Source organism: Azohydromonas sp. (assembly GCF_035325925.1).
GTDB lineage: Bacteria > Pseudomonadota > Gammaproteobacteria > Burkholderiales > Burkholderiaceae_C > Calidifontimicrobium.
The window spans coordinates 1-12,218 of sequence record NZ_DAOKZA010000045.1 but is presented as its reverse complement, the minus strand read 5'-3'; the positions used below and the strand labels follow the sequence as shown (position 1 = coordinate 12,218).

15 protein-coding genes are annotated in these 12,218 nt (G+C 72.2%); 13 read left to right on the top strand and 2 right to left on the bottom strand.

From position 1 onward, the window contains the following. Positions 1–12: 12 nt before the first annotated feature. Positions 13–507 carry a c-type cytochrome gene (locus PKC53_RS14920; protein ID WP_324429965.1) on the bottom strand — a complete coding sequence of 165 codons (495 nt, stop codon included), beginning with the start codon at positions 505–507 and terminating at the stop codon, positions 13–15. A gap of 133 nt (positions 508–640) precedes the next feature. Between PKC53_RS14920 and ald the strand changes: the two genes are divergently transcribed. From ald to PKC53_RS14900, 4 genes are all read left to right on the top strand, one after another. Beyond that, complete coding sequence (ald, locus tag PKC53_RS14915) at positions 641–1,756, top strand: alanine dehydrogenase (RefSeq protein ID WP_324429963.1); 1,116 nt, start codon at positions 641–643, stop codon at positions 1,754–1,756. Positions 1,757–1,778: 22 nt separating this feature from the next. Further along, complete coding sequence (locus PKC53_RS14910) at positions 1,779–2,690, top strand: DMT family transporter (RefSeq protein WP_324429961.1); 912 nt, start codon at positions 1,779–1,781, stop codon at positions 2,688–2,690. A gap of 35 nt (positions 2,691–2,725) precedes the next feature. Continuing rightward, positions 2,726–3,124, top strand: coding sequence for a hypothetical protein (locus PKC53_RS14905; protein WP_324429960.1), 399 nt, complete (start codon positions 2,726–2,728; stop codon positions 3,122–3,124). A 412-nt stretch (positions 3,125–3,536) separates the two neighbouring features. Further along, complete coding sequence (locus PKC53_RS14900; RefSeq protein WP_324429958.1) at positions 3,537–3,758, top strand: primase alpha helix C-terminal domain-containing protein; 222 nt, start codon at positions 3,537–3,539, stop codon at positions 3,756–3,758. Here the strand turns inward: PKC53_RS14900 and PKC53_RS14895 are convergent. Then, positions 3,722–4,780, bottom strand: a complete 1,059-nt coding sequence (locus tag PKC53_RS14895; protein ID WP_324429956.1) for a ribonuclease Z — start codon at positions 4,778–4,780, stop codon at positions 3,722–3,724. The genes PKC53_RS14900 and PKC53_RS14895 overlap by 37 nt on opposite strands. A gap of 94 nt (positions 4,781–4,874) precedes the next feature. Here PKC53_RS14895 and PKC53_RS14890 point away from each other — a divergent pair, with 94 nt between their 5' ends. The 9 genes from PKC53_RS14890 to PKC53_RS14850 all read left to right on the top strand — a co-directional run. Beyond that, positions 4,875–5,081, top strand: a complete 207-nt coding sequence (locus PKC53_RS14890; protein ID WP_324429954.1) for a dodecin — start codon at positions 4,875–4,877, stop codon at positions 5,079–5,081. A gap of 132 nt (positions 5,082–5,213) precedes the next feature. Next, on the top strand, positions 5,214–6,935 hold the full coding sequence (gene pilB, locus PKC53_RS14885; RefSeq protein ID WP_324429952.1) for a type IV-A pilus assembly ATPase PilB: 1,722 nt from the start codon (positions 5,214–5,216) through the stop codon (positions 6,933–6,935). Between the two features lie 105 nt (positions 6,936–7,040). Then, positions 7,041–8,264, top strand: coding sequence for a type II secretion system F family protein (locus PKC53_RS14880; protein ID WP_324429950.1), 1,224 nt, complete (start codon positions 7,041–7,043; stop codon positions 8,262–8,264). 25 nt (positions 8,265–8,289) lie between these two features. Beyond that, positions 8,290–9,219 (top strand): A24 family peptidase, encoded by a 930-nt coding sequence (locus PKC53_RS14875; RefSeq protein ID WP_324430003.1) that lies wholly within the window; start codon positions 8,290–8,292, stop codon positions 9,217–9,219. Positions 9,220–9,244: 25 nt separating this feature from the next. Further along, positions 9,245–9,841 (top strand): dephospho-CoA kinase, encoded by a 597-nt coding sequence (gene coaE / locus PKC53_RS14870; protein ID WP_324429948.1) that lies wholly within the window; start codon positions 9,245–9,247, stop codon positions 9,839–9,841. 63 nt (positions 9,842–9,904) lie between these two features. Next, entirely contained in the window at positions 9,905–10,657 is a 753-nt protein-coding gene (gene zapD / locus PKC53_RS14865) for a cell division protein ZapD (RefSeq protein WP_324429946.1), read from the top strand. A gap of 7 nt (positions 10,658–10,664) precedes the next feature. Further along, entirely contained in the window at positions 10,665–10,883 is a 219-nt protein-coding gene (locus PKC53_RS14860) for a DNA gyrase inhibitor YacG (protein ID WP_324429944.1), read from the top strand. Positions 10,884–11,177: 294 nt separating this feature from the next. Next, complete coding sequence (groES, locus tag PKC53_RS14855; protein WP_324429942.1) at positions 11,178–11,468, top strand: co-chaperone GroES; 291 nt, start codon at positions 11,178–11,180, stop codon at positions 11,466–11,468. Positions 11,469–11,597: 129 nt separating this feature from the next. Further along, a partial coding sequence (locus tag PKC53_RS14850) for a TCP-1/cpn60 chaperonin family protein (protein WP_324429939.1) occupies positions 11,598–12,218 on the top strand: 621 nt, incomplete at its 3' end.

Genomic DNA, 12,218 nt, shown 5'->3' with positions numbered 1-12,218 from the left:
TGTCGCGGCGGCTCAGCGCGCCGCCTCGCGCGCCTGCCGGTTGATCTGGTCGTGCTTGGCGCGCACATGCGCCGGCCACTGCGACTTGATCCACGACAGCACGGCGACGATGTCGTCGTCGCCGAGCACGCCGTCGTAGATCGGCATCGCGGTGGCGTAGTCGGGCATGCCGGCGACCTGCGCGACGCCGTGCTTGGTGATCGCGAACAGGACTTCGTCGGGATGGTGCCAGGTGTGGCCGCTGGCGTCGTGCGGCGGCGCCGGCAGCCGGCCGTCGGCGCCGCGTTGGCGCCAGTCGGGCTGGCCCTCGAGGCGTGCGCCGTGGCAGCTCGCGCAGTGCGTTCGGTACACCTCGCGGCCGCGCGCGAGCACACGCTCGTCGTCGGGGCGCAGCAGTGCCGGCACGGCGCCGTCACCGCGCCCGAGCTGCCACCACGCAGCGGCGCCGGCAGCCCCGGCGGCGGCGACCGCGACCGCGATCCATGCCCGGTGGGCGCGTCGGGTCATCGGGGCTTCGCCTCGGGCAGCGCATGCATCGCGCGTTTGTACCGCGCCGACCCGCGCCGCGCACACGCCGGATACTCGGCACCGTGGGCGGCGCACCGCCGCCACGCACCACGAACAACCCGGGAGACCCGCGATGCGCGTCGGCGTGCCGAAGGAGACCAAGGTGCAGGAACACCGCGTCGGGCTGACGCCGGCGGCGGTGCGCGAGTACGTGGCCGCCGGGCACGAGGTCTGGGTGCAGGCCGGTGCCGGCGCCGGCATCGGCGCCGGCGACGAGGTCTACGCCGCCGCCGGCGCGCGCATCGTCGACGGCGCCGACGAGGTGTGGGCCGGCGCGCAGCTGATCGTCAAGGTCAAGGAGCCGCTGCCCGCCGAACACGCGCTGCTGCGCGAGGGGCAGCTGCTGTTCGCCTACCTGCACCTGGCGCCCGACCCCGGACTGACGCGCGCGCTGCTGGCCAGCGGCTGCATCGCCGTGGCTTACGAGACGGTGACCGACGCGCACGGCGGCTTGCCGCTGCTCGCGCCGATGAGCGAGGTCGCCGGGCGGCTCGCGCTCGAGGCGGCGGCGTTCGCACTGCGCAAGCCCGCCGGCGGCCGCGGCCTGCTGCTCGGCGGCGTGCCCGGCGTGCCGTCGTCGCGCGTGGTGGTGATCGGCGGCGGCGTGGTCGGCACGCAGGCGGCGCGCATCGCCGCCGGGCTGGGCTGCGAGGTGACGGTGCTCGACCGCTCGCTGCCGCGGCTGCGCCAGCTCGACGAGCTGTTCGGCGGGCGTGTGCGCACGCACTTCGCGACCGCCCACGCGGTCGAAGACGAAGTGCGGGGCGCCGACGTGGTGATCGGCGCGGCGCTGGTGCCCGGCGCCCGCGCGCCGCGCCTGGTGACGCGCACGATGCTGGCGACGATGCGCCCGCTGAGCGTGCTGGTCGACGTCTCGATCGACCAGGGCGGCTGCTTCGAGACCTCGCACGCGACGACGCACGACGCGCCGACCTACGTGCTCGACGGCATCGTGCACTACGCGGTGGCGAACATGCCGGGGTCGGTGCCGGTCACGGCCAGCCACGCGCTGAACCACGCGACGCTGCCGTTCGGGCTGGCGCTGGCGGCGCTCGGCGAGGAGGCGCTGCGCCGCGACCCGCACCTGCGCCGCGGCCTGAACTGCCACCGCGGCCAGCTGACCTGCGCCGCGGTCGGCGAGGCGCTGGGGCTGCCGCACGCGAGCGCCGAGTCGGTGCTCGGCGTCTGACGGCACGGCGCCGACCATGCCGATGTCCGCCTCCGCCCGCCCCGCCGCGCTGCCGGCCACCGCGTTCGCGACGCTGCTGCTGATCGCGCTGATGTTCGGCGCGAACCACGTCGCGGCGCGGCTGGCGTTCGACCATGGCGCCGACGTGGCCACCGCGGTGATGCTGCGCAGCGGTGTCACCGCGCTGGTGGTCGGCGCACTGGTCGCGCTGCAGCGCGTGCCGCTGCGGCTGCAGGCGCGCCACCGCCGCGCGTTGCCGGCGATCGGCCTGCTGATCGGCGTGCAGAGCCTGTGCCTGTACTCGGCGGTCGCGCGGCTGCCGGTGGCGCTGGCGCTGCTGGCGTTCAACACCTTCCCGCTGTGGACCGCGCTGTGGGCCCGGCTGGTGTACCGCCACCGCGCCGAGCGCCGCGTGCTGCTGGCGATGCCGGTGCTGCTGCTCGGGCTGGCGCTGGCGCTGGACGTCTCGGGCGCCGCGTCGGGGCTGGGGCTGGCGGCGCAGTGGCAGCGCATCGGCGCCGGCGTGGGCTTCGCGCTGGCCGCTGCGGCGGTGTTCGGGCTGGCGCTGGTGCTCACGCAGCACGAGGCGGGCGACCTCGACGGGCGCGTGCGCAGCGCCGCGACGATGGCGCTGGTGGCGCTGATGGCCGCCGGCGGCGTCGCGCTGCAGGGCGGCGCGCACTGGCCGCAGGCGGCGCCGGGGTGGTGGGGGCTGGCGGCGCTGACCTTGCTCTACGGCACCGCGTTCACGATCATGTTCACGGTGTTGCCGCGGCTGGGCGTGGTCGGCAACTCGCCGATCCTCAACGTCGAGCCGGTGTTCGCGCTGGTGCTGGCGTGGTCGCTGCTGGGCCAGCGCGTGGCACCGGTGCAGGTGGGCGGCGCGCTGCTGGTGGTGGCCACGGTGGTCTGGCTCGGACTGCGGCGGCGCTGACCGCGGCCGCCGCGGCGACGTGCAAGGAGGTGCCCATGGAACTGAGCTCGAGCGCGTTCGCCGACGGCGGCGAGATCCTGCGCCGGCACACCTGTGAGGGCGACGACGTGGCGCCGCCGCTGCGGTGGCGCGGCGTGCCGGCCGGCACCGCCAGCCTGGTGCCGATCGCCGACGACCCCGACGCCCCCGACCCCGCGGCGCCACAGCGCACCTGGGTGCACCGGGTCGTCCACGACCTGCCGGCGCTGCCGGCGCTGGTGCGGCCGACGAAGGCCGCCGTCGATAAGGCGATGCACGGCCACGTGCTGGTGCACGCCACGCTGGTCGGCACGTACCGCAGGCAACGCGGCGGATGCGCCCGCGCCGCGAACCCGGCGTCGACGCCGGCGTCGGGGCCGCGGCGCGGCGCTACGCGGCCCGCGGCTGGTCGGTGATCCCGAGCGAGCCGCACGGCAAGCGCCGGCTCGTGGCCTGGCGCGAGTTCCGGCAGCGCGTCGCGACGCCCGACGAGATCGCGCACTGGGCCGCCCGCTGGCCCGACGCCAACGTCGGCATCGTCACCGGCCGGGTCTCGGTTCTGGTGGTCGTCGACGTCGATCCCCGCCACGGCGGCGACCTCGCGCTGGCCCGCTGGCAGGCGGTGCACGGCGCGCTGCCGGTCACCGTCGAGGCCGTCACCGGCGGCGGCGGGCGCCACCTGTACTTCGCGCATCCCGGCGGCACGGTCGGCAACCGCGCCGGGCTGCACCCGGGCATCGACCTGCGCGGCGACGGCGGCTGTGTCGTCGCGCCGCCGGGCTGCTCGACGCGCGGGCCGCCCCGGCCCCGGCGCCGTGGCGCGAGCGCGTGCACGACGCGGTGCCCGACGGCCGACGCAACGACAGCGTCGCGTCGCTCGCCGGGCACCTGCTGTGGCACGGCGTCGACGCGGCCGTCGTGCTCGAGCTGCTGCTCGCGTGGAACCGCAGCCACTGTCGCCCGCCGCTGCCCGACGCCGAGGTCGCCGCGGTGGTGCACAGCATCGCGCGGCTTCACGCGCACGACGGCAGCGTCCCCGGCGGCGGCTGAGCGGCGTCGGGCGACGCTGCGCGCCAGGCCGCGAGCAGTTCGGCGCGCACCTCGTCGGCGCGCCGCGCATAGCGTGGCGACAGGTGCAGCGGCGTCACGGCGCGCGCGCCGATCGCGCGGGCGATGGCGCCGGCCTGGCGCGCGGTCAGATGGTGCTTGCGTTGCGCGTGCGCGCGGTCGGCGTCGAGGAAGGCGCACTCGATGTACAGCCGGTCGACGCCACCCAGCAGCGCCTTCAGCGCGCGCAGGTTGGCGTCGCTGTCGCGCAGGTCGGTGACGAAGCCCAGGCGCTGCCCGGGCGTGACGTCGAGCACGACGTCGGCCAGTTCGCCGACGCTGCGCGTCATCGTGTGCACGCCTGCGCGGTCGCGCCAGACGACCTCGATCGGCGTGGCCGGCGGCGCACCACCGAGCACCGCGAGCTTGAGCGCGCGCAGCCACGGCCCGGTGGCCACGCCCAGCGCGGCGAGCCGCGCGCGGTCGACGCGCACGCGCGCCTTCTCCTCGACCGCGAAAGCCAGGCACGGCGTGCCGTGGTCGACGAAGGCGGCGCGCACGCGCAGCAGCGGCTCGTCGAGCAGCACGCCGCCGGGGCAGGCGGCACCCGGCAGGGCCTCGCGAACGAAGCCGCTGCGGCTCGAGAAGCGCGCCCCGGCGACGCGCCCGTCGAGCCCGAGCGCGTGCACGTCGAGCACCAGCGCGACCTCGTAGCGGTGCACGACGTTCCAGGTGTAGGCGCGCAGCTTGTGCTCGACCTGCTCGTCGAAGCCCGGGCCGCCCGCGAGCACCAGCCGCGGCTTGCGCCCCAGCACGACGCGCAGCAGCGTGTCGAAGCCGGCGAAGTGGTCCATGTGCGCGTGGCTGACGAACACGTGGGTCAGCCGCATCAGGTGCCGCGGCGCCAGCGCGGCGACGTCGCCGAGGTCGAACAGCAGCGCGCGGCGCTCGTCGCGAAGGTCGACGTACAGCACCGGGTCGCCGATGGCGTCGTTGACCAGTCGGGGTTCGAACAGCGGGCGCATCGGCGGGCGGCGGCGGCGCACCGATTCTGCGCGCGGCTTGACAGCGCTGCGGCGCGGGTGTCCGATCGCGGCGTGACCACCGCCGGAGCCTGCGATGTCGAACCACGTCTACAAGCTGATCGAACTCACCGGGTCGTCGACCGTCGGCAGCGACGACGCGGTGCGCAACGCGATCGCCAAGGCGCACGAGACGCTGCGCAACATCCACTGGTTCACGGTCAGCGAGACGCGCGGGCACGTCGTCGACGGCCAGGTCGCGCACTGGCAGGTGACGATCAAGCTCGGCTTCACGCTCGACTGAACCCGGGGCGGGGCGGCGCGCCGGGCGCGCCGACGTGAAGTGTTGCCACCGGATGGCAGGCCTTTTCGGCGCCAGCGGCCCCGCGGGCGCGACTATCATCCGTCGCTCGTCCCACTGCGCGGGAGTTGTCGTTTGGCTGCCGAGACCGTCGCCGATGCACCGGCTTCGACCCTGTCCGGGGTCGCGCGCGTGCTGGTGCATGCCGGCAAGCTCAGCGCCAAGTCCGCCGAGGCGCTGGTGCACACCGCCAAGGAGCGGCGCTCGAGCTTCCTGTCGGCGGTGATCGCCGCCGGCGCGGTGTCGCCGTCGGACCTGGCGCACACGCTGTCGACCGCGCTGGCGCTGCCGCTGCTCGACCTCAACGCGGTCGACGCCGAGAAGTTGCCGCGCGGCATCGTCGAACCCAAGCTGGCGGCACAGTACCAGATCGCGGTGCTCGGCAAGCGCGGCAACCGGCTGTTCATCGGCGGCGCCGACCCGACCGACCAGGAGGCCGTCGAGCGCATCAAGTTCGCGACCCAGCTGCAGCCCGAGTGGGTCATCGTCGAGTACGACAAGCTCGCGCGGCTGCGCGACACGCAGGGACAGAGCGCCAACGACGCGCTCGAGTCGCTGGCGTCGATGGACTTCGAGTTCGACGTCAGCGACGAGGGCGGCGAGGCCGAGAGCGTCGACGTCGCCTCCGAGGTCGAGGACGCGCCGGTGGTGCGCTTCCTGCAGAAGATGCTCATCGACGCGATCAACATGCGCGCGTCGGACCTGCACTTCGAGCCCTACGAGTACCACTACCGCGTGCGCTTCCGCATCGACGGCGAACTGCGCGAGATCACGCAGCCGCCGATCGCGATCAAGGACAAGCTCGCGTCGCGCATCAAGGTCATCAGCCGCCTGGACATCGCAGAGAAGCGCGTGCCGCAGGACGGTCGCATGAAGCTGAAGTTCGGCAACAAGGCGATCGACTTCCGCGTCAGCACGCTGCCCACGCTGTTCGGCGAGAAGATCGTCATCCGGATTCTCGACCCGTCGAGCGCGAAGCTCGGCATCGACGCGCTGGGCTACGAGAAGGTCGAGAAGGACCGGTTACTCGCCGCGGTCGGCCGCCCGTACGGGATGATCCTGGTCACCGGCCCGACCGGGTCGGGCAAGACGGTGTCGCTGTACACCTGCCTGAACATCCTCAACCAGCCGGGGGTGAACATCTCGACGGTCGAGGACCCGGCCGAAATCAACCTGCCGGGCATCAACCAGGTCAACGTCAACGACAAGGCCGGCCTGACCTTCGCCGCGGCGCTGCGCTCGTTCCTGCGCCAGGACCCCGACGTGATCATGGTCGGCGAGATCCGCGACCTCGAGACCGCCGACATCGCGATCAAGGCCGCCCAGACCGGCCACTTGGTGATGTCGACGCTGCACACCAACGACGCGCCGACGACGCTGACCCGGCTGATGAACATGGGCGTGGCGCCGTTCAACGTCGCCTCGAGCGTGCTGCTGATCAGCGCGCAGCGGCTGGCGCGGCGGCTGTGCGAGAACTGCAAGAAGCCGGCCGACTACCCGCGCGAGTCGCTGCTGCGCGCCGGCTTCAAGGACACCGACCTCGACGGGTCGTGGCAGCCGTACCGCGCGGTGGGCTGCTCGGCGTGCACCAATGGTTACAAGGGACGCGTCGGCCTGTACCAGGTGATGCCGATCACCGAGGCGATCCAGCGCATCATCCTGGCCGAGGGCACGGCGCTGGACATCGCGCAGCAGGCGCAGAAGGAAGGGGTGCGCGACCTGCGCCAGTCCGGGCTGGTCAAGGTGCGCAACGGGGTGACCACGCTCGAGGAAGTCATCACGGTGACCAACGAGTGATCCTGCGCGTGCGCCGGCACGCGCCCGTGAATCGGTTACAACAGCGCTCAATCACGGCACCCGCGTGCCGAAAACCGTTCGTTGGGGATCCGTCCCGGAGGCTTTATGGCGACTGCGGCAGCCGCGCGACCGAGCATCAAGGAATTCGTCTTCGAGTGGGAAGGCAAGGACAAGAACGGCAAGGTCGTCCGCGGCGAGATGCGCTCGGGCGGCGAGGCCGCCGTCAATGCCGCGCTGCGCCGCCAGGGCGTGCTCGTCACGAAGGTGAAGAAGCGCCGCCTGAGCGGCGGCCGGTCGATCAAGCAGAAGGACATCGCGGTCTTCACGCGCCAGCTGGCGACGATGATGAAGGCCGGCGTGCCGCTGTTGCAGGCCTTCGACATCGTCGCGCGCGGCAGCCCGAACCCCAAGCTGACGCGGCTGCTGACCGACATCCGCTCCGACGTCGAGACCGGCACCAGCCTGTCGGCGGCGTTCCGCAAGCACCCGCTGTACTTCAACGCGCTGTACTGCAACCTGGTCGAGGCCGGCGAGGCCGGCGGCATCCTCGAGGCGCTGCTCGACCGCCTGGCGCTGTACGAGGAGAAGACGCTGGCGCTGCAGCAGAAGATCAAGTCGGCGCTGATCTACCCGGTGGCGGTGCTGGTGGTCGCCTTCGTCGTGCTGTCGGTGATCATGATCTTCGTGATCCCGGCGTTCAAGGACGTGTTCTCGTCCTTCGGTGCCGACCTGCCGGCGCCGACGCTGGCGGTGATCGCGATGAGCGAGTTCTTCGTCGCCTACTGGTACATCATCTTCGGCGTGCTGATCGGCGGCGGCTACTTCTTCATGCAGAGCTGGCGACGCAGCGAGAAGATGCAGAAGTTCATGGACCGGCTGCTGCTGAAGATCCCGGTGTTCGGCGACCTGATCTACAAGTCGGTGATTGCACGCTGGACGCGCACGCTGTCGACGATGTTCGCCGCCGGCGTGCCGCTGGTCGAGGCGCTCGACTCGGTGGGCGGCGCGTCGGGCAACGCGGTGTTCGTCGAGGCCACCGAGAAGATCCAGAAGGACGTCGCCACCGGCTCGGCGTTGACTTCGTCCATGCAGGCCACCGGGGTGTTCCCGAGCATGGTGCTGCAGATGAGCTCGATCGGCGAGGAGTCGGGCTCGCTCGACCACATGCTGGGCAAGGCCGCCGAGTTCTACGAGGAAGAGGTCGACGAGATGGTCAAGGGGCTGTCGAGCCTGATGGAGCCGTTCATCATCGTCATCCTGGGCGTCCTGATCGGCGGCATCGTGGTGTCGATGTACCTGCCGATCTTCAAGCTCGGCGCGGTGGTCTGACGCGGTGCGCGAGGCGCTGGACGCGCTGCCGCTGGACCTGCTGCTGCACCCGGCGACGCTGGGGCTGCTCGGGCTGGTCGTCGGCAGCTTCCTCAACGTCGTCGCGCACCGTCTGCCGCTGATGATCGAGCGGCAGTGGTGGGCCGACGTGGCGCAGCAGCTCGCCGATGCCGGGTCGTGGCAGCGCGTGTTCGGCACGCGCGCCGCCGGCACCGCGCCACCCGCGCTGGCGCAGGCCGCCAAGGCGCTGGACACCTCCCTCGACGCGTTGCCCCCCCTCGGGCTGGCGGTGCCGCGCTCGCGCTGCCCGAGTTGCGGACGCGCAATCGCCTGGCACGAAAACGTCCCGGTGCTCGGCTGGCTGCGGCTGAAGGCGCGCTGCGCCGGGTGCGGTGGACGCATCTCGGCGCGCTATCCGCTGGTCGAGCTGCTGACCGCCGCACTGTTCGCCGCGATCGGCTGGCGCTTCGGCGCGCAGCCGGTGGCGCTGCTGTGGTGCGCCGTGGCGGCGGCGCTGGTGGCGCTCGCGGCGATCGACTGGGACACTACCGTGCTGCCCGACGCGCTGACGATGCCGCTGCTGTGGAGCGGGCTGGTGGCCGCCGCGGTCGGCTGGACGCTGCCGCTGGCCGACGCGGTGTGGGGCGCGGCCGCCGGCTACCTGTCGCTGTGGTCGGTGTACTGGCTGTTCAAGCTGACCACCGGCAAGGAAGGCATGGGCTACGGCGACTTCAAGCTGCTCGCCGCGCTCGGCGCCTGGCTGGGCTGGCAGATGATCGTGCCGGTCCTGCTGATGGCCTCGGTGATCGGTGCGGTCGTCGGCATCGCGATGAAGCTGGCCGCGTCGTTGCGCGAGGGGCGCTACGTGCCTTTCGGCCCGTTCCTCGCCGGGGCCGGTCTGGTCGTCATGCTCGCCGGCGCCGACACGGTGCGCGGCTGGTTCGGCTGGGCCTGAGCGCGGGACTGCGGGCGCTGCCGGCATGCACATCGGGCTGACCGGCGGCATCGGCACCGGCAAGAGCACGGTCGCCGCGCGGCTCGCTGCGCTCGGCGCCGCGGTGGTCGACGCCGACGCGATCGCGCGCGCGCTGACCGCCACCGGCGGCGCCGCGATCGGCCCGCTGCGCGAGGCCTTCGGGCCGCAGGCCATCGACGCGCAGGGCGCGCTCGACCGCGCGCACATGCGCACGCTGGCCTTCGCCGACCCCGCGGTGCGGCAGCGCCTCGAGGCGCTGTTGCACCCGCTGATCGGCGCCGAGTGCGAGCGCCAGGCCGCCACCGCCGGCGCGCGGCCGGTGGTGTTCGACGTGCCGCTGCTGGCCGAGTCGCGCCACTGGCGCGCACGCGTGCAGCGCGTGCTGGTGGTCGACTGCGACGAGGCGACGCAGGTCGAACGCGTGATGCGCCGCTCGGGCTGGGACGCCGACGCGGTGCGCCGGGTGATCGCGCAGCAGGCGCCACGGGCGCGCCGGCGCGCCGTGGCCGACGCGGTGATCCACAACGTCGACCTCACGCTCGAGGCGCTGCACGCCGAGGTCGACGCGCTGTGGGCGCACTGGCGCAGGCAGAGGCTGTGAAACAATGCGCCGCCATGGCGTGAGGCGCACCGCCGGCGCGCCGTCGCGGTCTGGGAAGCGGCCTTGGTCCTTTACGAATACCCGTTCAACGAAGGCATCCGCACGATGCTGCGGCTCGAACACCTGTTCGACCGCCTCGGCCAGCTGATCCCGCGCCCTGCCGCGCTCGACCACCACTTCGCGCTGGCGACGATCTTCGAGGTGATGGACGTCGCCGCGCGCGCCGACCTCAAGTCCGACCTGCTCAAGGAGCTCGAGCGCCAGCGCGCGCAGCTCAACGCCTATCGCGGCAACCCGGCGATCGCCGAGGGCGTGCTCGACGAGGTCGTCGGCCGCGTCGACGCCGCGTTCGACGCGCTGAACCAGCTGCCCGGCAAGGCCGGCGCCGCGCTGGCGGGCAACGAGTGGCTGATGAGCATCCGCAGCCGCATCAGCATCCCCGGCGGCACCTGCGAGTTCGACCTGCCGGCGTACTACGCCTGGCAGCAGCACCCGCCCGAGCGGCGCCGCGCCGACCTGCTGCGCTGGATGGAGACGCTCAACCCGCTCGCCGCAGCGCTGCACGTGCTGCTCGGGCTGCTGCGCGACACCGGCGTGCCGCACCGCGTCGTCGCCCCCGGCGGGCAGTTCCAGCAGAGCCTGCCGCAGGGCAAGGTCTACCAGTTGCTGCGCGTGCGGCTGGACGACGCCGAGCTGATCCCCGAGATCAGCGGCCACCGGTTGATGGTGTCGGTGCGGCTGATGAAGACCGAGCCCGACGGCCGCCTGCGACCGGCCGGCAGCGACGCCAGCTTCGAGCTGACGCTGTGCGCCTGAGCGGACCGTGAGCGAACCGTCGCCGCCGTCGCCGCCTGCGCGCCGCCGCGTGCGCTGCCCGGCTTGCGGCGGCCCCGCCTGGTACGACGTCGACAACCCGTGGCGCCCGTTCTGCAGCGAGCGCTGCCGCACGCACGACCTCGGTGCCTGGGCCAGCGAGAGCTACCGCGTCGACGCTCCCGCGGCCCCCGACGACGGCGACGAGTCCACACCGCCGCTGCACTAGACGGCGCGCCGCGGGCGGCCGCGCGCGGCGGCCGACGCCATCCGTCTTTCGGGCGCACGCACCCGGCACCCGGCCCGGCAGGTCGTCGGCGCGGGTGGGGCGAACATCGCGCCCCACAGTGCGCATGGCCTCTTGAAGCCGCGCGATCGGTCCCTATAATCCGCGCTGTTAGCACTCGCCGCAGGTGAGTGCTAGCGGTTGCGGCGCTCGCAGCCGAACCAAGCTGAAGTGGGCGGGCGTTCACTTTCGCCAGTTCACTGACCATTGCACATCGATCCCCGTTCAGGAGATGCCATGAAACTTCGTCCGTTGCACGATCGCGTGATCGTCAAGCGCCTGGAGAACGAAACCAAGACCGCCTCGGGCATCGTGATCCCCGACAACGCCGCCGAGAAGCCCGACCAGGGCGAGGTGATGGCCGTGGGCCCGGGCAAGCGCAACGACAAGGGCGACTTCGTCGCGCTGAACATCAAGGTCGGCGACCGCGTGCTGTTCGGCAAGTACAGCGGCCAGACCGTCAAGGTCGACGGCGACGAGTTGCTCGTGATGCGCGAAGAGGACCTCTTCGCCGTCATCGAGAAGTGAATCGCCGCAGGCGATTCACTTTCGTCGAAGGCTGACTTGGCGCGGCCAAGCTGAGGCCCGCCGGGGCCGGCCGCAGACAGAAGACCCCGCCGGCGACAGCCGGCACTTCAAGATTTCGGAGAGAAGCACATGGCTGCTAAAGACGTTGTTTTCGGCGCCGACGCGCGTCATCGCATGGTCGACGGCGTGAACATCCTGGCCAACGCCGTCAAGGTCACGCTGGGCCCGAAGGGCCGCAACGTGGTGCTCGAGCGCTCGTTCGGCGCCCCCACCGTCACCAAGGACGGTGTCTCGGTCGCCAAGGAGATCGAGCTCAAGGACAAGCTGCAGAACATGGGCGCGCAGATGGTCAAGGAGGTCGCCTCCAAGACCAGCGACGCCGCCGGCGACGGCACGACGACCGCCACCGTGCTCGCGCAGTCGATCGTGCGCGAGGGCATGAAGTACGTCGCCGCGGGCATGAACCCGATGGACCTCAAGCGCGGCATCGACAAGGCCGTCGAGTCGCTGGTCGAGGAGCTGAAGAAGATCAGCAAGCCGACGACCACCAGCAAGGAGATCAGCCAGGTCGGCTCGATCTCGGCGAACAGCGACGAGTCGATCGGCAAGATCATCGCCGACGCGATGGACAAGGTCGGCAAGGAAGGCGTGATCACCGTCGAGGACGGCAAGAGCCTGAACAACGAGCTCGACGTCGTCGAGGGCATGCAGTTCGACCGCGGCTACCTGTCGCCGTACTTCATCAACAAC